General features: G+C 66.5%; 18 protein-coding genes. 7 read left to right on the forward strand and 11 right to left on the reverse strand.

Going from position 1 to position 19,507, the window contains the following annotated elements:
• Positions 1 to 3: 3 nt before the first annotated feature.
• Positions 4 to 549 carry an N-acetyltransferase gene (locus FV220_RS01575; protein WP_147829216.1) on the reverse strand — a complete coding sequence of 182 codons (546 nt, stop codon included), beginning with the start codon at positions 547 to 549 and terminating at the stop codon, positions 4 to 6.
• A 140-nt stretch (positions 550 to 689) separates the two neighbouring features.
• Positions 690 to 1,856 carry a type III PLP-dependent enzyme gene (locus FV220_RS01580; protein WP_056145951.1) on the reverse strand — a complete coding sequence of 389 codons (1,167 nt, stop codon included), beginning with the start codon at positions 1,854 to 1,856 and terminating at the stop codon, positions 690 to 692.
• Between the two features lie 844 nt (positions 1,857 to 2,700).
• Between FV220_RS01580 and FV220_RS01590 the strand changes: the two genes are divergently transcribed.
• Together FV220_RS01590 and FV220_RS01595 are read left to right on the forward strand one after the other, a co-directional pair.
• Positions 2,701 to 4,269: a glucan biosynthesis protein G gene (locus FV220_RS01590; protein ID WP_147829218.1), complete on the forward strand. Its 1,569-nt coding sequence runs from the start codon at positions 2,701 to 2,703 to the stop codon at positions 4,267 to 4,269.
• Positions 4,266 to 4,754: an N-acetyltransferase gene (locus FV220_RS01595; protein WP_056145957.1), complete on the forward strand. Its 489-nt coding sequence runs from the start codon at positions 4,266 to 4,268 to the stop codon at positions 4,752 to 4,754. Before FV220_RS01590 ends, FV220_RS01595 begins: the two co-directional genes overlap by 4 nt.
• Before the next feature lie 123 nt (positions 4,755 to 4,877).
• Here the strand turns inward: FV220_RS01595 and FV220_RS01600 are convergent, their stop codons facing one another.
• The 3 genes from FV220_RS01600 to FV220_RS01610 all read right to left on the reverse strand — a co-directional run bounded on the left by FV220_RS01600 (position 4,878) and on the right by FV220_RS01610 (position 8,483).
• A complete protein-coding gene (locus tag FV220_RS01600) occupies positions 4,878 to 5,117 on the reverse strand; it encodes a hypothetical protein (RefSeq protein ID WP_026175680.1) in 240 nt (79 codons plus the stop codon).
• A 104-nt stretch (positions 5,118 to 5,221) separates the two neighbouring features.
• Complete coding sequence (gene glyS / locus FV220_RS01605; RefSeq protein WP_147829220.1) at positions 5,222 to 7,399, reverse strand: glycine--tRNA ligase subunit beta; 2,178 nt, start codon at positions 7,397 to 7,399, stop codon at positions 5,222 to 5,224.
• Between the two features lie 136 nt (positions 7,400 to 7,535).
• Positions 7,536 to 8,483, reverse strand: coding sequence for a glycine--tRNA ligase subunit alpha (locus FV220_RS01610; RefSeq protein ID WP_018042376.1), 948 nt, complete (start codon positions 8,481 to 8,483; stop codon positions 7,536 to 7,538).
• A gap of 216 nt (positions 8,484 to 8,699) precedes the next feature.
• Between FV220_RS01610 and FV220_RS01615 the strand changes: the two genes are divergently transcribed.
• On the forward strand, positions 8,700 to 8,954 hold the full coding sequence (locus FV220_RS01615; RefSeq protein ID WP_147829222.1) for a hypothetical protein: 255 nt from the start codon (positions 8,700 to 8,702) through the stop codon (positions 8,952 to 8,954).
• A 4-nt stretch (positions 8,955 to 8,958) separates the two neighbouring features.
• On the opposite strand, the gene FV220_RS01620 is transcribed toward FV220_RS01615, so the two are convergent.
• Entirely contained in the window at positions 8,959 to 9,837 is an 879-nt protein-coding gene (locus FV220_RS01620; RefSeq protein ID WP_147829224.1) for a S49 family peptidase, read from the reverse strand.
• A 199-nt stretch (positions 9,838 to 10,036) separates the two neighbouring features.
• Between FV220_RS01620 and FV220_RS01625 the strand changes: the two genes are divergently transcribed.
• Entirely contained in the window at positions 10,037 to 10,387 is a 351-nt protein-coding gene (locus tag FV220_RS01625; protein WP_147829226.1) for a hypothetical protein, read from the forward strand.
• 60 nt (positions 10,388 to 10,447) lie between these two features.
• Here FV220_RS01625 and FV220_RS01630 read toward each other — a convergent pair whose 3' ends face one another.
• A complete protein-coding gene (locus FV220_RS01630; protein WP_147829228.1) occupies positions 10,448 to 11,227 on the reverse strand; it encodes a methyltransferase in 780 nt (259 codons plus the stop codon).
• Positions 11,220 to 11,444 carry a DUF2007 domain-containing protein gene (locus FV220_RS01635; protein ID WP_147829262.1) on the reverse strand — a complete coding sequence of 75 codons (225 nt, stop codon included), beginning with the start codon at positions 11,442 to 11,444 and terminating at the stop codon, positions 11,220 to 11,222. Before FV220_RS01635 ends, FV220_RS01630 begins: the two co-directional genes overlap by 8 nt.
• Before the next feature lie 206 nt (positions 11,445 to 11,650).
• On the opposite strand from FV220_RS01635, the gene FV220_RS01640 reads away from it, so the two are divergent.
• Positions 11,651 to 12,673: a polyprenyl synthetase family protein gene (locus FV220_RS01640; protein ID WP_018042382.1), complete on the forward strand. Its 1,023-nt coding sequence runs from the start codon at positions 11,651 to 11,653 to the stop codon at positions 12,671 to 12,673.
• Positions 12,674 to 12,714: 41 nt separating this feature from the next.
• Here the strand turns inward: FV220_RS01640 and FV220_RS01645 are convergent, their stop codons facing one another.
• The 3 genes from FV220_RS01645 to FV220_RS01655 all read right to left on the reverse strand — a co-directional run bounded on the left by FV220_RS01645 (position 12,715) and on the right by FV220_RS01655 (position 17,315).
• The gene (locus FV220_RS01645; protein WP_147829230.1) at positions 12,715 to 13,590 is read right to left on the reverse strand and encodes a 4-(cytidine 5'-diphospho)-2-C-methyl-D-erythritol kinase; all 876 of its coding nucleotides are present in this window, start codon (positions 13,588 to 13,590) and stop codon (positions 12,715 to 12,717) included.
• An 89-nt stretch (positions 13,591 to 13,679) separates the two neighbouring features.
• Entirely contained in the window at positions 13,680 to 15,536 is a 1,857-nt protein-coding gene (locus tag FV220_RS01650) for a tetratricopeptide repeat protein (protein ID WP_147829232.1), read from the reverse strand.
• A gap of 126 nt (positions 15,537 to 15,662) precedes the next feature.
• The gene (locus tag FV220_RS01655) at positions 15,663 to 17,315 is read right to left on the reverse strand and encodes an electron transfer flavoprotein-ubiquinone oxidoreductase (RefSeq protein WP_147829234.1); all 1,653 of its coding nucleotides are present in this window, start codon (positions 17,313 to 17,315) and stop codon (positions 15,663 to 15,665) included.
• Between the two features lie 220 nt (positions 17,316 to 17,535).
• Here FV220_RS01655 and FV220_RS01660 point away from each other — a divergent pair, with 220 nt between their 5' ends.
• Both FV220_RS01660 and FV220_RS01665 read left to right on the forward strand, forming a co-directional pair.
• A complete protein-coding gene (locus FV220_RS01660) occupies positions 17,536 to 18,465 on the forward strand; it encodes a uracil-DNA glycosylase (RefSeq protein ID WP_147829236.1) in 930 nt (309 codons plus the stop codon).
• A 131-nt stretch (positions 18,466 to 18,596) separates the two neighbouring features.
• Entirely contained in the window at positions 18,597 to 19,505 is a 909-nt protein-coding gene (locus tag FV220_RS01665) for a neutral zinc metallopeptidase (protein WP_018042387.1), read from the forward strand.
• Positions 19,506 to 19,507: the final 2 nt, after the last annotated feature.

The following is a 19,507-nucleotide window of genomic DNA, read 5'->3' on the forward strand; positions in this document are numbered from 1 at the left end:
CGCTCACGCCGCCTGTCGTCGTGCATCCAATCTCTCCGGACAGGCAGCCTCTTCGAGGGTGCCTGAAGCGGAGAGAATGCCGCTCGCCCCGTCGAGTGCGCCCTTGCGGAGATTGAGACCGAGGAACCGTGCCCGTTCGAACGGGCCGGGCATGGACAGCCCGGTCATCAGATCACCGGAAAAACCAAAACGGGCGTAATACGGCGCATCGCCCATGAGGACGATGGCGCTGTGACCGAGGGCGCGCGCCCTGCCGATGGAGGCCCACATCAGGGTGCTGCCGAGGCCGTGCCCCCGAAGCGAGGGATCGACGGCGAGCGGCCCCAACAGCAGGGCAGGCCGCTTGAGCCCTGCCTCCACGTGCCACAAACGAACGGTGCCGACGACACGGCCGCTCAGTTCCGCGGTCAGTGCCAGACCGTTGGCAGGCATGCGTCCTTCGCGCAGACGCTCGGACGTCTTGAGGAATCGCGCCGGGCCGAAGCAGGTATCGAGCAGTTGCTCCCGTGCCGATAGATCGGTCGGCCGTTCGTCGCGAATTTCGATCAAGGCCGTGCCCTTTCCCAGGTCCTGCCGGGTAACCCAACTGACGTGACGGCGGGCGGTTCTGCGCCGGAGATGGGCGACGGAACCGTCGGCGTCCGCTACCGAACGACCATGGAGCCGTTCGGCCGACGATGATATCGCGGTCAGATGACGTATTGCTGAAGGGGCGGGAACCCGTTGAACGCCACCGCCGCATAGGTGGTGGTGTAGGCCCCGGCTCCTTCGATCAGCACCTTGTCGCCGATGGAAAGCGAGACGGGGAGCGGGTAGGGCACCTTCTCGTAGAGCACATCGGCGGAATCGCAGGTCGGCCCGGCGAGCACGCAGGGAGACATGCGATCCTCGTCGTGCTCGGTGCGGATCGCGTAGCGGATCGACTCGTCCATGGTCTCGGCGAGCCCGCCGAACTTGCCGATGTCGAGATAGACCCAGCGGATCTCGTCCTCGGCATCGGACTTCTTCGAGACCAGGATCACCTCGGCCTCGATCATGCCGGCATTGCCGACCATGCCGCGACCGGGCTCGATGATGGTTTCGGGCAGCTGGTTGCCGAAATGCTTGGTGAGCGCGCGGAAGATCGCGTCTCCGTAGGATTCGACCCCCGGCACGGCCTTGAGATACTTGGTGGGAAAGCCGCCGCCGAGATTGACCATGGACAAGGCGATGCCGCGATCGGCGCATTCGCGGAAGATCGTGGAGGCGGAGGCGAGCGCCCCGTCCCAGGCTTCGATGTTGCCCTGCTGCGAGCCCACATGGAACGACACGCCATAGGCGTGCAGTCCCTGGCGGCAGGCATGCTCGAGCACGTCGACGGCCATCTCCGGCACGCAGCCGAACTTACGCGACAGGGGCCATTCGGCGCCTGCACCGTCGCAGAGGATGCGGCAGAACACCTGGACCTCGCCGGCTTCGATACCGGCCGCATCGGCGGCGCGGGAAATCTTCTCGACCTCAGCCTCGCAATCGACGGCGAACAGGCGCACGCCGAGTTTGAGCGCGCGACCGATGCAGCGCTCCTTCTTGATGGTGTTGCCGAAGGAAATCCGGTCGGCCGTGGCGCCGGAGGCAAGCGCCATCTCCACCTCGACCACGGAGGCCGTGTCGAAGCAGGAGCCCATCTCGGCGAGCAGACGCAGCACTTCCGGAGCCGGGTTCGCCTTCACCGCGTAGAAGACGCGGGTATCGGGCAGCGCGCGGGCGAAGGCCGTGAAGTTGTCGCGCACGACATCGAGGTCGAGCACCATCACCGGGCCTTCGTCCTGGCCCATGTCACGGCGAGCGCGCAGAAAATCGCGGATACGATCGGTCATGGTCGTTCCAACCCACAGGTTCGCGAGCGCCCGTTCGTGGGGCGCGCTGTCGAAATCGGGACGGCGATCAGCCGTCCGGCGTCGGGGGGCGATGCAACGCGATGGGCGGCGTGCTTTGGAGACACGTCGTCGACCGCGAGCGCATCAGCACCCGGAAGCTGCCGTGGATTGGAAGGGAGATCCCCACCGCACGCCGGGCAAAGAGAAACAAGCCTCTTCGGTGCCGGCCTTTGGAGGGCCGACGAGACCAAAAAAGCCCGTTCGTCGTTGCTTTAAGCTGCGTCCCCCGTGGAGAGCGGGGTTCGCCGGTTTCGCCTCCGGCTGCCGGTTGTTGTCGGGGTCCGGTGTTGCCACCTGGATGCCGGCCGGAGGGAATCCACCCTGTCGACCATCGATCCTTTAAGACCCCTGGCGGCTGTCCGGCAGTTGGCCGGATGCCCACCAACCGACACGCGGCCACAGGCACGTGCGAAATTGGGCAAGGCGCATATACGTCTCATGCGACTCCGCAACAAGGAAAAACGGTCCCGAGCCCGCAAAAACACCGCCGTTCCCCGGCATTGTGGCCGCGAAGGCTCACTCCATCGCGCGAGCTCTTTTCAAGGCGCCGCGAACGGGTCATTGAGCAAGCGGTTTTCATGCTGATCGAACCATTCCAATCCACTACCTCATCCTGAGGTCCCGGAGTGCTGCGCAGGCCTCGAAGGAGGGCTCCAGCACGCATGGCGGCCTCTGGAGGGTTCCTTCGAGGCCCGCCGAGACGGGCACCTCAGGATGAGGCGGCTGGATGGGACCGTGCGGGGAAGCCCGATCGTCTCTCACCACCGACCAGAGCCGCAGGATCATGACCGAGCCTACCCGCCGCGCGCTTCTCACCGGGATCGCCGCCCTGTCCGTCGCCGGCACCGCGTCGACGGCGCAGGATGGACGCGCACCCAAACCCTTCGATTTCGAGGAGGTGGAACGGCGGGCCGAGGAACTCGCCAAGGTCGCCTACGATGCCCGCGTACCGCCCCTTCCGGCTCCCATCGCAAAGCTCGATTACGACGCCTGGCGTGACATCCGTTTCAAGCCCGACAAGGCCTTTCTCGGGGGAGAGAACAGCCCATTCCGGCTGCAGCTTTTCCATGTCGGCTTTCTCTACACGCGCCCCGTCACCGTGAACCTCGTGCGGCGTGGAATCGCGACTCCTATCGCCTATCAGTCGAGCCTGTTCGACATGGGTCGGACGAAGCTCGACAAGCCTCTGCCCGTCGATCTCGGCTTTGCCGGCCTCCGCTTCCACAGCTACCTCAACAAGCCGAACCTGCTCGACGAACTCATCGTGTTTCTCGGCGCCAGCTATTACCGCTTCCTCGGGCGCGATCAGCTCTACGGCCTCTCGGCGCGGGGCCTCGCCCTCAATGTGGAGGGGGAGGGCGCCCCGGAGGAATTCCCGGTCTTCCGCGAATTCTGGGTGACGATGCCGGAGACCAACGCCGACGCCCTGCTGGTCCATGCCCTCCTCGATAGCCCCTCGGTGACCGGGGCCTTCGCCTTCACCGTCAAGCCCGGCGACGAGACCAGCGTCGCCGTTCGCTCGACGCTGATCCCAAGGGTCGCGCTCCCATCGGTGGGCGTCGCGCCGCTGACCTCGATGTTTTTCATCGGCGAGAACGACCGGCACCACTCCGACGATTACCGGCCCGAGCTCCACGATTCCGATGGTCTTCAGATCGCGGCCGGATCGGGCGAATGGCTCTGGCGCCCACTGGACAATCCGAAGGCGCGACGCATCTCGTCCTTCGTTGATCGCGATCCGAAGGGGTTCGGACTGATGCAACGGGACCGCGCCTTCGAGTCTTATCAGGATCTCGAAGCATCCTATGGACGGAGGCCGAGCTACTTCGTCGAACCCGAAGGCGGCTGGGGCGAGGGCGCCGTGACCCTGATGGAACTCCCGACCGACACCGAGGTGAACGATAACATCGTCGCCTATTGGCGTCCGAAGCTGCCTTATCCGGCCGGCGAACCGGTCCGCATGTCGTACCGGGTGCGCGCCAGGAGTTCGAACACCAGGCTGCATACGGGCGGGTATGTGGCGAATACCTTCCTGGCTGCCACCAGCGCCAGCGGTGCCGCCAAGGGGGAGGAGGCCAAAGGGACGCTGAGCCGCCGCTTCCTCATCGATTTCGCCGGGGGCCAGCTGCCCTATTATCTCCCCGACCCGAGCAAGGTGGAGGTGGTGGCCGATGCCTCGCGGGGACGGATCACCGCCACTTCGATCACCCCGAATCCTCATATTGGCGGGTTGCGGGCGGCGATCGACATCACCCTCGACGCGGCGGATCAATCCACCGATCTCCGCGCCTTCCTGCGCACCGGCGGTCGAGCGTTGTCGGAAACCTGGGTCTATCCCTGGACCGCAGCGTGAGCGTCCAAGCCCATAAACGGCAGACGGTCGCTCCGGTCACCATCCGCCCGGCGACGTTGGGCGATCTCGATGCCCTGGTCGCGCTGGAACACGCGGCGTTTTCCGGAGACCGGGCGGAACGGCGGGCGATCCGCCATGCCATCGGCTCTCCGTCGATGTCGTTGCTGGCGGCGCTTGACGCCGAAGACCGATCGATCTTGGTGGCGGCGGCCACGCTGGAGCGCCGCAAGGGAAGCCGCAGCTGCCGGCTCTCCTCCATCGCGGTGTCCCCCGGACGCGCCGGCCAGGGGCTCGGCGGCATCATGCTGGACGCAGCGGAGGCCGATGCAAAAGCGCATGGCTGCACGATGTTGCGGCTGGAGGTGAGGGCCGATAATGGCGCCGGCATTCGCCTCTATGAGCGCCATGGCTACGCCCGGTTCGCCATCCTCGAAGACTATTACGAGGACGGCATGGAAGCGTGGCGCTACGAGAAGGCCTTGTAGTTAGCCGTCGCGGGCATCGACCTCATGCCTCCCCATACCGTCATCCCGGGCCGCATGGCAGGACCCGGAACGACGGACGGGGTTCGTTGTCCTATCCGGGACAGCGAACGGTTTCGTGGCGGCTCAGTCGCAGGATTCGCGGGTCACCGTCTTGCGGTCACCCTCTTCGTTCTCGCGGGTCACCGATTTGACCCGACAGCCGTCTCGGGTCTCACGGGTCTCGACGGTGCGGGTCTCGGATTCCGGCCGCTCGACGATGACGCGCTCGGGCACCTCACGCTCGATGATGGTGGTCTGGGCCTGGACCGCGGAGGCGCCGAAGAGGGTCAGCAACGCGGCGGTAGTGAGGATCGATTGACGCATGGACATCTCCTTCGAAACCATGCGCCCCAACGACGGGGCGAGCTAGACCGTTCCCGTCTTCGATCCTGAATTGCCGAATTCTCCCGCTTGCGTCTCGCGACGGGCTATCCCTCGATCTTCGAGAAATCGGCGACCTCGCGGGTGGCCGCCCGCAGGGCATTGAGCAGAGCGAGGCGGTTCTCGCGCAGGGCCGGATCGTCCGCGTTGACGATGACCTTCTCGAAGAAGGCATCCACCGGCGCGCGCAGGATCGAGAGCGCGCGCATGGCCCCCGAAAAATCCTCCGCCGCCACGGCCGCCGAGGCTGCGTCACGCGCGGCCACCAGCGCCTCGGACAGGGCCTGTTCCTCCGGCTCGCCGGAAGCCGCGATGGCGGCGCGGTCGGGCTCGGCCTCGTAGACGCGCCCGTCCTTCTTCTCCTCGATCCGGAGGATGTTGGCCGCGCGCTTGTAGCCGGCGAGTAGATTCTTGCCGTCGTCCGTCTCGAGGAACTGGCCAAGCGCCTCGACGCGGCGGACGACCATGAGGAGGTCGTCCTGTCCGGACAGGGCGAAGACGGCGTCGATCAGGTCGTGGCGGGCGCCCTGGTCGCGCAGGTAGACTTTGAGGCGGTCTGCGAAGAAAACGAGGAGATCGGCCGGAAGAGGATCTTCGAGGTTCCCGTGGGCGTCCAGCGCGGCCATATCGCGGTCGTCATCCCCGGAGACGGATATGACGGCGACGTGGCGTTTCTTCTGAACATAGAAAGCGTCCTTCAGCACGTTCTCGCGGAGCTTCAGGCGCAGGCCATTCTCCAAAATGAGCCGGACCACGCCGAGGGCCGCCCGTCGAAGTGCATAGGGGTCTTTGCTCCCGGTGGGCTTCTCATCGATTGACCAGAAGCCGGCAAGAGTATCGAACTTATCGGCCAAAGCGACGGCGACGGAAACAGGATCGGTGGGCACGCGGTCCGACGGACCCACAGGTTTGTAGTGCTCTTCCAACGCCGCACAGACACTGGGATGCTCGCCCTGCAACGTCGCATATTTGCGGCCTATGAGCCCCTGCAGTTCCGGGAACTCGCCGACCATCTCGCTAACGAGATCGGCTTTCGCGAGCTGAGCGCCGCGACTGGCGAGTTGTACATCAGCGCCGATGATCGGTGCTATGCCGCGCGCCAGCGCCGCGATACGCGCCACCCGCTCGCCCTGGGTCCCGAGCTTCTCGTGGAAAACGATGCTGTCGAGTTTCGTCAGCCGGTCTTCGAGCCGGATCGCCTTGTCGGTCTCCCAGAAGAACTTCGCGTCCGAGAGGCGGGCACGCACCACGCGCTCGTTGCCGCCCGTGATCGCGATGCCGCCGTCGCTGGCCACCAGGTTCGAGACCAGGATGAAGGCGGGGGCCAGGGTGTCGGAGCCGGACTCGCGGAGCACGAAGCATTTCTGGTTGGCCCGGATGGTGGCGCGGATCGCTTCGGCCGGGATGTCGAGGAAGGTCGGATCGAAGGTGCCGAGGAGCACCACCGGCCATTCCACGAGGCCGGCGACCTCGTCGAGCAGACCCTCGTCCTCCACGAGTTCGAGGCCGCGCGCGAAAGCGAGGTCGCGGGCATCGTGCAGGATGATGTCCTTGCGCCGCTCCGGGTCGAGCACGACCTTGGCGCGCTCGAGGGCCTGGATGTAATCGTCGAACCGCCGCACTTCGATGGCGTCCGGGGCCAGGAAGCGGTGTCCGTAGGTGGTGGTGCCGGCCGCGATCCCGTCCACCGTGAAAGGCACGATCTCGGGTGTCTCGGTCTCGGGGCCGAAGGTCGCCACGATGGATTGCAGCGGGCGCACCCAACGCAGGCTTCCCGGCTGGGCCGAGGCCGCACCCCAGCGCATGGATTTCGGCCAGGGGAAGCTCTTGATGATCGCCGGCAGGATCTCGGCCAGCACGTCGATCGTATCCCGGCCGGGACGCTCGATCACGGCAACGTAGAACTCGCCCTTCTTGGGGTCGGTGACGGTGGTCGCCTGATCGAGGCTTGTCAGGCCCGCACTCTTCAAGAACCCCTGGATCGCCCCGTCCGGCGCGCCGACGCGAGGCCCCTTGCGCTCCTCGCGCACGTCCTTCCCGCGCGGCGGCAGGCCGGCCACGTGCAAGGCGAGGCGGCGCGGCGTGGAGAAGGCCTTGGCGCCCTCGTAGAGGAAGCCGCGCTCCACCAGCGCGTCGGTGACGAGCTTCCGCAGGTCCTCAGCGGCCCGCCGCTGCATGCGGGCGGGAATCTCTTCGGAGCGCAATTCGAGGAGGAGATCAGGCATGGGTTCAGGTCGCGTCCGAATTGATAGTCAGGATGTCGTTGGCGCGACTGTTGCGGCCATCGATCTGTCAGCTAGGGTATGGAAGTGATTGGGTATCTTTCAGAAAATGACCGATCACTATAAATTACCTATCCTTTCACGCCACGCCGCCACCCGCCGTCTTCAGCCACGCCGCGCCGCAGGCCTTGGCCAATTCCCGCACCCGCAGAATGTAACTCTGGCGCTCGGTCACCGAGATGACGCCGCGGGCATCGAGCAAATTGAAGACGTGGCTCGCCTTGATGCACTGGTCGTAGGCCGGCTGCGCCATCCTGTGCCGCCCCGCGTCATCCTCCGGCGCGCCCGCATCCAGATAGGTGCGGCAGGCCTTCTCCGCGTCGGTGAATTGGCGGAACAGCATCGCGGTGTCCGCCGCCTCGAAATTGTGGCGCGAATATTCCTGCTCGGCCTGGAGGAAGACGTCGCCATAGGTGACCTTGTCGTCGCCCGTGCCGCCGTTGAAGTTCAGGTCGTAGACGTTCTCCACACCCTGGACGTACATGGCGAGGCGCTCGAGACCGTAGGTGAGTTCGCCGGCGACCGGCGCGCACTCGATCCCGGCGACCTGCTGGAAATAGGTGAACTGGCTCACCTCCATGCCGTCACACCAGCATTCCCAGCCGAGCCCCCAGGCTCCCAGGGTCGGGCTCTCCCAATCGTCCTCGACGAAGCGGATGTCGTGGAGCTTGAGGTCGACGCCGATGGCGTCGAGGGAAGCGAGGTAGAGTTCCTGCAGGTTCGGCGGGTTCGGCTTCAGGATCACCTGGAACTGGTAATAGTGCTGCAGCCGATTGGGGTTCTCGCCGTAGCGGCCGTCCTTCGGGCGTCGCGAGGGCTGGACATAGGCCGCCTTCCAGGGCTTGGGGCCGAGTGCCCGCAGGGTGGTGGCGGGATGGAACGTGCCGGCCCCCACTTCCATGTCGTAGGGCTGGAGGATCACGCAGCCCTGCGCGGCCCAGAAATTCTGCAGCGTCAGGATCAGACCCTGGAACGAGGTCCTGGGTGCGAGATCGACAGCGCTCGGCAGGGCTTGTGCGCTCGACATGGGGAAGCTTCCGGTCAGCGGGAAAGGGCGGCAGCGTTTAAGAGGCGGGCTTGCGGAGTCAAGCCGAGCCGTTCCGCGAATGCGGGTGCGCGGCGGCACACATTTTCGCCACGATCGGGTTTATCGCCGGAACTGTCCCGCTTGTCGCTGGTTCTTAGCACAAATCAAGGGATCAGCCGGCTCACGAAGAGCGGCGAGCATTGCGGAAGTCGGACCATGCGCAAGTCGATCACTGTATTCGCCGCACTCTTCGCAGCATCTTTGGCCGCCACGCCCTTCGTCGTCGGAGCCTCGAACGCCCTGGCGACCACCGACAAGACCGACATCGTCGCGATGCCGGCGCCCGTGACGGCGATCGAGGTTTCCTCCGTGCCGGCCCCCGCTGCGACGGAGACCTGCACACGCAAGGTGCGGGTGGTCTATTCGGGCTACGGTGCGCCGTCTTCGGCCTGCACGGTCGCGTTCCGCTGAATTCTCACAGCCCGTAGCGCGCCCAGGCGGCGCGCTCCTCGATCGCGGCGAGGGCGTCGGCGGCAAGACCGTTGCCGGTGAGGCAGTTCATGGTCGAGCCCGGCACGGCCCGGCGCAGCAGCCGGCCAATGAACGAGCCCTGCTTCTCGGCGACCAGCTTCAGAACGACATCGTTCCCGAATTTCGCCCTGAGCGTGGTTCGTACGTCTCCCAACGAATCGACCAGCCCCAAGGGCAATGCCTGGCGCCCCGTCCAGACGGCACCGGTGAAAAGGTTCTCGCCACCCGCCCTCACGGCGGCCCTGCGCTCGCTGACGAGCGAGGTGAAGAGATCCTGCACGTCGGCCTGGATCGCCTCGAGGCGCACGATGTCCTCTGGATTCTCGGGGCGGAACGGATCGAGCATGGCCTTGGCCTCGCCCTGGGTATGGACACGGCGCTCGATGCCGATCCGTTCGATGAGCTTGTCGAAGCCGAAACCGGCCGAGACCACCCCGATCGATCCGATCAGCGACGTCGGATCGGCGATGATCTCATCCGCCGCGCAAGCGATCATGTACCCGCCGGAGGCGGCCACATCCTCGACGAAGGCATAGACGGGCAGCTTCTTCTCCACGGCGAGCGCGCGGATGCGCCGGTGGATGAGGTGGGATTGCGCCGGCGATCCGCCGGGCGAGTTGATGACGAGCGCCACCGCGGACACGCCCGCCATTCCGAAGCCGCTTTCCAGGCTGGACGCCACCGTCGCCATGGAGAGGCCGGACCGCAGGGGTGACGCAGCGCCGATGACACCGCTGAGGCGGATGACCGCAACCATGGGCTTGCGGCCACGCCACGCCTTCGGGACGAGCGGGTGAAGGAAGCGCGGTAGGGCCAGAGGCATCGGTCTCGTCTCGGTTGAACGGGGAGGTCGTCGGCATGGAAGCGTGGGACGGCCCTCGCTTCCGGTCCAGACACCACGAAATGGAGACGACCGAACCATTTTACAGGCTTCGCTGTTTCACTCGTCCGGTATCGCAGCACTCGGCCGCAGGCCGACGGCCACCGAGATGCGGACCGCTGAAACAGGGAGACTGACCATCATGCGTATCGTGACGTGGATGATCGTTCTGGTCGGGGTGCTGGGAGGGGCCTACGGGTCCCTGTCCCAGGCCCGCGCGGCGCCGCTACCCGTCGCTGCCGTCGCGGGAAGCGCCGGAACGGAACTCGTGGAGAAGGCGCATTGGCGTCGGCACCACTGGCATCGGCGCCATTACTGGCACCGTCCGCATTACGGCTACCGCCGGCACTACTGGCGGCCGCGCTACTACCGCCCGATCTATGGCTACTATCGTCCGGCCTATGGATGGCGCCGGCCTTATTGGCACCGGCGTCATCACTGGCATCGCCATCACTGGCACCACCGCCATCATCACTGGCGCCGGTTCTACTGAGCAGATGCTCTGAAACAAATCGGTTCGCGGCGAGGAAGTCCTTCCTCGCCGCGAAGTTCATCAGGGTGGCCAGGACAGCCCGCGGTGAAGTGCATCCGCCTCCGGTGTCATCGCACCGTCGGCTTCCTGCAGGATGAGGGGGGGCGCCAGAGTGAACGGCGCGCGGCTTCCCTTGATGCCCGTCATCAACACCCGGATCGCGGGGCGCTCGATTCGAGCCTGGACCGGCCTCGCGACGATCCCTCCGAAGCGCCTCTGCAGGGCGGCGAGGCAATCCGGCAGGGCATCGGCGCGATGCACGAGGCCGAGCGTCCCGCCCGGCTTCAGGAGATCGAGACAGGCTTTGAGCCAGGCTTCGAGATCACCGCCGGAAAACGTATGGGCCGAGGCCCTTCCCGGGATCGGCGATGGCCTATGACGCCGGGATTCGAAAAAGGGCGGGTTGGTCAGGACCAGATCCGCCATGTTCGACGATAGGCTAGCCGCCCTCCGGCTCTCGACCGAGAGAATGTCGGCGGCGGTCACCCCGACCCGGCCATCGAGGCCGTTCCCGTCGATGTTCCTCGCCGCGAGGGCGACGAGGTCCAGGTCACGCTCCACCAGGATGACCTTCGCCGCCGCCTCGTAGGTGGCCACCGCCAGCCCCACCGCCCCGGTGGCCGCGCCGACATCGATGACGACCGCCCCCGGTGGCGGCCTCACGGCTCGGCTCAGGAGCACCGCGTCCGTGCCGGCGCGATGGTCCCCGCGCGGCGGCTGATAAAGGCGAAGACGGCCGCCGAGCCACAGATCGGCGGTCACGGCCTCGGGGACCGCCTCCTCAATGCTCACATCACGCATCGCGCAGTTCGTGCGCCAGACCGGCGTCCTCCAGCAGACGTCGCGCTTCGGACGCATGATCGTCGGGCACGAGCAGACGGCGGGCGAACGCGCCGATCGAGCCTTCGAGCAGGCTCATATGTGTGTCGGCGATCAGGACCGGGATATCCGCCCCCTGCAGCAGCGACTCGGCAAAGCCCATGAGGACGATGTCGTTGCTCCGGATCAGCTCTCTCATGCGTCCACCCGCCTCATCGGCGGCCTCCCGCCGCCGCCCTTTGTATACAGGGAGAAACGCGGGATGTTGCAGCGCCTCGGCGCGCATGCGAAGGGGTGCCCGCGTGGATGTTGGTCACGGGAGATTGCCCGGTCGAGCGGATCGGCCCGAGCGGCGGGTACGCCGCCGGAATCTGCCCGGTGTGAAAAGCTCGGGAGGCATCGCGTTTGGGTGTCGTCGTTTCCTTCGATGAGGGCCGCTCCGATCCGGAGTCGAGCCTGAACGATCTTGTGGCCCTGGTCGCCAAGGGGATGGAACGCGTGAACGCGACCATCCTGTCGCGGACCGGGTCCGACGTCGCGATGATTCCGGAGGTGGCCAATCACCTGATCGCCTCCGGGGGCAAGCGCCTGCGCCCCATCCTCACCCTCGCCACCGCCGATCTCTGCGGATACGGGGCCGGAGATGGCGCGGTGAAGCTCGCCGCCAGCGTCGAGTTCATGCACACGGCGACCCTTCTGCATGACGACGTGGTGGACGAGAGCGACATGCGGCGCGGCCGCGTCGCGGCGCGGATCAAGTGGGGCAACGAGGCGAGCGTGCTCGTCGGTGATTTCCTACTCGGCCAGGCCTTCCGCATGATGGTGGAAGTCGGTTCGCTGCGCGCCCTCGACATCCTCTCGGCCGCCGCGACCGTCATCGCCGAGGGCGAGGTGATGCAGCTCACTGCCGCCAAGAACACCGAGACCTCCGAGGACGAGTATCTCGCCGTGATCCGGGCCAAGACCGCGGAATTGTTCGCCGCCGCCTGCGAAGTCGGCCCGGTGATCGCCGACCGCCCGAGGGCGGAGCAGGCGGCGTGCCGCTCCTATGGCATGAATCTCGGGATCGCCTTCCAGTTGATCGACGACGTTCTCGACTACGGCGGCACCAGTGCCTCCATGGGGAAGAATGTCGGCGACGACTTTCGCGAGGGGAAGATCACCCTGCCGATCGTCCTGGCCTTCCGGCGGGGCAGCGAGGAGGAGCGGACCTTCTGGCGTCGTACACTCCAGGACGGTCGGGTCGAAGAGTCCGATCTCGACACGGCCCTCGCCATCCTGCGGAAACACCGGGCCCTGGAGGACACGATCGACCGGGCGCGCCATTACGGCGCCATCGCCCGCGATGCCCTGGCGCTGTTCCCCAACGGGCCGATGAAGTCGGCGCTGCTGCAGGTGGTGGATTTCTGCATCGCCCGGGCTCACTGATCCGATCCCGGCTCGTCACGCGAGCCGGGCAGGGAAGGCCGTCATCGTAGTAAGGCGGCTCGGACCCACCAGGATGGCTGCATCGCGCGGATGGCGGCAGCCGCCCGAACCGCATCGGATCGGGTGGCGAACAAGCCGAAGACCGTAGCACCGGAGCCGGACATGCGGGCGAGCCGGCATCCCGGCTGGTCGCGCAGAGCCGTGAGCGTATCGGCGATGACGGGGGCGACCGTGAGCGCCGGCGCTTCCAGATCGTTGCGAGCCGGCGTCACCGCCGCCAGTATCTCGTCGTAGCCAAGGCCTCGCGCGAGGATCGGGTGGACCTCGCCGGCATGGCGCTGCCCCACCGTCAGCCCCAGCGCCCTGAAAACCGGCGCGGTGGCGACCGGCACCCCGGGATTGATCAGCACGGCCGGCAAAGGTGCGAAACCCAGCGCCGGCCCGACATCCTCGCCGGCACCGCGCATTATCCGGCCGCGTGGATCGAGGCAGACGGGAACGTCCGCCCCGGTGGCGCGGGCGGCCTCGACGACAGCGGGGTGATCGAGGGAAAGGTCGTTGAGGCTCGCCAGCAGCCGCAGGGCTGCGGCCGCATCCGACGAGCCGCCGCCGATCCCTGCCGCCACGGGCAGGCGCTTGATGAGGTGGAAGCCACCGATACGAAGGCCGGGGATCGCCCTGGTCAGGCCTCGGGCGGCGCGGATCACGAGGTTGTCGTCGAGGGGACCGGCCGGCCCGGCGGTGGGTCCTGAAACGTCGAGGGTCAGCTCGCCGCCGGGCTCCAGGCTCAGCGTATCCCCCGAACCGGCGAAGGCCACGAGGCTTTCGAGCTCGTGATAGCCATCCCCCTCACGACGGCCGAGGACGTGGAGGGTCAGATTGATCTTCGCCGGAGCGCGGGTGACGAGGATGGGCACGGCTTGCTCTGTCGGAGAGGGGCGGGTCTGTCGACCGCGGGAATGCGCGGCCGGTCTGGCCCCGCGATCCCCCACCCGTCAAGCCGGTGTCAGCCGCCGGTCTTCTTGTCGGCCGCGCCAGGGGGCTCGCTCGGAGCCGGAGCGCCCTTCGGCAGATCGGGATTCACCTTCTCCGCCTCGGGAGGATTCTCGGCGGTAGCGGCGGGCTTCTCGAGTTCCGGCAGGCCGTCCTTGAGCTTGGCGTTGATCTTGACGAGATCGTCCGGCTCCGGGTTCAGGTCCTTGGCGTGCTGCCACTGGAACTTGCCTTCGAGCCGCCGTCCCGAACGCCAATAGGCATCGCCGAGATGGTCGTTGATGGTCGGGTCGCCGGGCTTGAGCTCGATGGCCTTCTCCAACTCGCGCACGGCATCGTCGTAGCGGCCGAGGCGGAAATAGGCCCAACCGAGGCTGTCGATGATCATGCCGTCGCGCGGGCTCGCATCGACGGCCTGCTTCAGCATGGTGAAGGCCTCGTCGATATTCATATTCTGGTCGACCCAGGAATAAGCGAGGTAGTTGAGCACCTGCGCCCGCGCCGCCGGCTGGTTCGGCGGGACCAGTTCCAGGGCCTTCTTAAGGTCGGCCTCGGCCTTCGGCCATTGCTTGGCCCGCTCGTAGGCCGTGCCGCGGAAGTAGAACGTCGTCCAGTAATTGGAGGCCGGCTGCTTGCCGATGAGTTCGATGGCGCGGCTGTAGGTGGCCGCCGCCTCCTCGTACTTCTTGCGCGAGCGCTGCACGTTGCCGAGTGCGGTCACGACGTCGATGCTGTCGGGATGCTCCTTCATGGCGGCGTCGAGGAGCTGGGTCGCCTCCTCGCCCTTGCCGAGCTGCTCGAGATTGAGGCCGATCTGGATGTCGGCGTTGAGCTTCAGCGGCGAGGTTGCCGGCATCTGCGCATAGGCGTCGTTGGCGCGCTCGGTCTGCTTCATCCGGTCGAGCGTATCGGCGAGGGTGAGGCGGGCGAGGGCGTGTTCGGGGGCGAGATAGAGGGCGAGGCGCAGATAGACCACGGCGGGCAACTCGTCGCCCTGGGTCGATCCGGCCGAGCCGAGCCCGTAGAGCACCTCGCCGGCGCCTTCCTGTGCCGTGTTGACCAGGCGGGTCAGGGGCTTGCCGGCCTTGAGCTTGTCGAGGGCGTCACGCACGATCGGGTGACGCGGCAGCAGTTGATCGAAGGTCGTGTAGGCCTGGATCGCCAGGTCCGTCCGACCGGCCTGCGCTTCGAACCGGGCATAGGCATCGACGATGCGCAGCGTGTTCGGGTCCGCGTCGTAGGCGGCCTTGAGCCGGCGCTCCGCCTCCGCCTGATCGCCGACGAGGTTGGCGATCAACCCGGCATGGAAGTCGCGGAAGGTGTTGTAGGAGCGCTCGCCCTTCAGCTTGTTCACCACTTCGAGGGCGCGCTTGCCGTCATTGGCACCGGCATAGGCCCAGGCGGTCAGGAGGGTGCTGGTGAGATCGGCCGCGGCACCCCGTCCGCTGCGGGAGAAGTTCTGGCGGGCCTGCGCGAACTGGCCGGCCTTGATCTGGCGGACCCCGAGGCTGAGCTGGGCGAGGCCGTTCGACCCATCGCGGGCGGTGAGGCGCTCGGCCGCACGGAAGGCGTCCGGCAGAGCGCCGTCGGCGAGCAGCGACACGAAGGCGCGCTCGAGCAATTCGGCATTGCGCGGGTCGGCCTTCACCGCCTCGCGGTAGAAGCTCGCCGCGGCGGAGGTGTCCTTGGAGGCGCCGGCGATATAAGCGGACAGGAAGTTGCCTTCCAGCGACTCGGCCGGCTCGTATTCCGTCACCGGGGCGGATTCCCGAGGCTGGGCGGCCAGGGCCGTGACCGACGTCGCCACTGAGGCGGCGAGGCACAGGGCGAGAGCCGAGAGGGTCCGGCGGGTCGCGGCGTTTCCGTTCATGGGCACCAGTCGCGTTTGTAGCGCATCGTCCGTCAGGGACCGATGCCGATCGGGCGGGGACACTGAACTCTTCCCGCCATCCTCGCAAGGCGAAAGGATGGCGGGCACTTAGGGTCCGGTGCGTCCTCACATGTTGGGGTAGTTCGGCCCGCCCGGTCCCTCTGGCGTCACCCAGTTGATGTTCTGGTTGGGGTCCTTGATATCGCAGGTCTTGCAGTGGACGCAGTTCTGCGCGTTGATCTGGTAGCGGACGCCATTGCCCTCCTGCACCCATTCGTAGACGCCCGCCGGGCAGTACCGCGCCGAGGGGCCGCCGTAGACGTCGTGCTCCGAGGACTTCTGGAGCGCCGCGTCCTTGACGTTGAGATGCGGCGGCTGGTCCTCTTCGTGATTGGTGTTCGAGAGATAGACCGAGGAGAGCCGGTCGAAGGTCAATTTGCCGTCGGGCTTCGGGTAGACGATCGGCGTCACCTCCGAGATCGGCTTCGTGGCGGCGTGATCCGGCTTGCCGTGCTTGAGCGTGCCAAAGGGCGAGACGTCGAGGATCGTCTGCGACCACATGTCGAGGCCGCCCAGACCCACGCCGACGAGCGTGCCGTATTTCGACCAGAGCGGCTTGACGTTGCGCACGCGCTTGAGATCGCGACCGATGTCGCTGTCGCGCCAACCGGCCTCGTAATCGGTCAGCTCGTCGCCCTGTCGGCCGGCGGCGAGGGCGGCGGCGATGGCCTCGGCCGCCTGCATGCCGGAGAGAAAGGCGTTGTGCGACCCCTTGATGCGCGGCACGTTGACGAAGCCGGCCGAGCAGCCGACGAGGCAGCCGCCGGGGAAGACGAGCTTCGGCACCGATTGCCAGCCGCCCTCCATGATGGCGCGGGCGCCGTAGCCGATGCGCTTGGCGCCCTCGAACACGTCGCGGATCATCGGGTGGGTCTTGAAACGCTGGAACTCGTCGAACGGCGACAGGGTCGGGTTCTCGTAGTTCAGGTGCGTGACGAAACCGACCGAGAGCAGGTGGTCGTCGAAATGATAGAGCCAGGAACCGCCGCCGGTCTTGTTGGAGAGCGGCCAACCCATGGTATGGCGCACGAGACCGGGCTCGAACGTCTCGGGCTTCAGCTGCCAGAGCTCCTTGACGCCCAATCCGTATTTCTGGTGGTCGCTGTCCCGGTTGAGCTGGAAGCGGTCGATCAGCGTCTTGGTGAGCGAGCCGCGCGCTCCCTCGCCGAAGATCGTGTACTTTCCGCGCAACTCCATGCCGCGGGTGTAATCGTCGCGCGGCTCACCAGATTTTCCGATGCCGAGATCGCCGGTGGCCACGCCGATGACCGTGCCGGCATCGTCGTAGAGCACTTCCGAGGCCGGAAAGCCGGGATAGATCTCGACGCCGAGCTCCTCGGCCTTGGCGCCGAGATACTTCGTCACGTTCGAGAGCGAGCCGACGAAATTGCCGTGGTTCGACATGAATTTCGGGAAGGCGAAGTTCGGCAGCGAGATGCCGCTGTTCTTAGTGAGGAACAGGAACTCGTCACGCTCGACCTCGGTCTTGAGCGGCCGGGCTTCGTCCTGGCGCCACTCGGGAAGCAGGCGGTCCAGCCCGAGCGGATCGATCACCGCGCCGGAGAGGATGTGCGCGCCGACTTCGGACCCCTTCTCGACCACCACGACGGCAAGATCGGCGGCGATCTGCTTGAGGCGGATCGCAGCGGCGAGGCCGGCGGGCCCCGCGCCGACGATCACCACGTCGAAATCCATACCCTCGCGTTCCGGCAACGCCATCCTGTGAACTCCTCCTGCCGCCCCAGCCTGGACCGATCGAGACCGGTCAGCGCGTGCGCGATGTTATGATTGCGAACACTCTCAACCGATTCCAAGCTGGGAACGCAAGCCTGCCAATGGTCTCAGCATGGTCTGAGCCGTCTCGCCGCCGTACCAATGGCCGCGTAACGTGTCCGGCGAAGTGTTGTCCACAGGCCCGTCAGGGTCCACATCGAGAACCATGAGCCAAGGTCCCGACCATCAGCGCGACGTGATCGCCGAACTGGACTTCCACGTGGAAGCCGGTGTCGATCTCTGCCTCGACGAACGGCCGCACGACCGCTTCTCCGAAGTCGAGGAGACGTCACCCTGGCGCCCGGCACCGGCGCGGCACGGCTTGCCGACGCACGACCTGCCCCCCCTTGATCGTCCCTCACAAATCTCCGCTCCTCAGGAGCGGCCGCAGGCGGATCCCGTGCCCCCCCGTCGCGAATTGCCGCCACGCGGCGAGGCGCTCGCCACATCGCCGGCACGAACCTACGGGCAATCCGCAGCGTCCAAACCCGGCGAAGCCGCGGGCGATGCGAGGGCGAGGGCGAGGGATGTCGCCACCCTCAAAGAGCTGGAAGCGCTGCTCGCCGATTTCGACGGATGCCCTCTCAAGTTCACCGCCAAGAACCTCGTCTTCGCCGACGGCAACCCGGCGTCGAAACTGATGTTCATCGGCGAGGCCCCTGGCGCCGACGAGGACCGCGTCGGCAAGCCGTTCATGGGCCGCTCGGGCCAGCTTCTCGACCGGATGATGGCGGCGATCGGCCTCGACCGGACGAAAGCCTACGTGACCAACATCGTGCCGTGGCGGCCGCCGGGAAACCGCAATCCGACCCCGCAGGAGGTGTCGATCTGCAAGCCGTTCATCGAACGCCAGATCGAGCTCGCCGATCCGGATGTCATCGTCTGCCTCGGCAGCCCGGCGACGCAGGCGATCACCGGCACGAAGGACGGCATTCTGAAGGCGCGCGGACGGTTCTATCCCTATCGGGTGGGTGACCGGGAGGTGAAGGCGCTGGCCACCCTGCACCCGGCCTATCTCCTGCGTCAGCCCCTGCAGAAGCGCTTGGCCTGGCGCGATTTCCGCCTGTTGCGGGCGACACTGGACGGCAAGGCGTAGGGCGAAAGGCGTGGGCCAAGCGGAACCGTATCTTTCACCGCCGTATTAGTTCGGGCACACGAGGCTCAAGACAGAGATGCGTTGGGCGGCCGGGTTCGGGTTGAGTCCACGCCACGAAGGGTGACGAGATCATGCGCTGGGAAGATTTCCGCTCTTCGGACAATGTCGAGGACCGCCGGGGCGAGGGTGGCGGAGGCGGCGGCGGCTTTCCCGGCGGCGGTGCCGGTGGGCTCGGCATCGGCACGATCGTCATCCTCTGCATCATCGGCTGGGTCACCGGCATCAACCCCGCCATCCTGATCGGCGGCGCCGAGCAGATGAGCGGCGGCGGACAGCCGCGCCAGGAGCGGGTCGACCCGCAGACGCAGGCGCAACGCAACACCAAACCTACGGACGAAAGCGGACGCTTCGCGGCCGCGATCCTCGGCAACACCGAGGATGTGTGGAAGGAGATTCTGCCCAACCAGACCGGCAAGCAGTACCGCCCCACCGGTATGGTTCTCTACAAGGGCGGTACGCGCAGCGGCTGCGGCTCGGCGCAGGCGGCCATGGGGCCGTTCTATTGCCCGCTCGACAAAAAGATTTACCTCGACACGTCGTTCTTCAAGGAGATGGAGCAGAAGTTCGGGGTGAAGGGCGATTTCGCCTATGCCTACGTCATCGCCCATGAGGTCGGCCACCACGTGCAGGACGAACTTGGCATCCTGGGCAAGGTTCAGGGTCGTCAACAGGCCGCATCCAGCAAGGTCGAGTCGAACCAGCTCTCCGTTCGCGTCGAGCTGATGGCCGATTGTCTCGCTGGTGTCTGGGCCAAGAACTCCAACGACAAGTACAACTCCCTGGAGCCGGGCGACATCGAGGAGGCCATGCAGGCGGCCAGCGCCATCGGCGACGACAAACTTCAGAAGCAGTCCCAGGGCTACGCCGTGCCGGATTCCTTCACGCACGGTTCGTCCGACCAGCGGATGCGGTGGTTCATGACAGGTTACAAGAGCGGCCAGACCAAGTCCTGCGACACTTTCAGGGCGGCCCGGAACTGACC

Origin of the sequence: Methylobacterium sp. WL19 (assembly GCF_008040005.1) — a bacterium.
Classification (GTDB): Bacteria; Pseudomonadota; Alphaproteobacteria; order Rhizobiales; family Beijerinckiaceae; genus Methylobacterium; species Methylobacterium bullatum.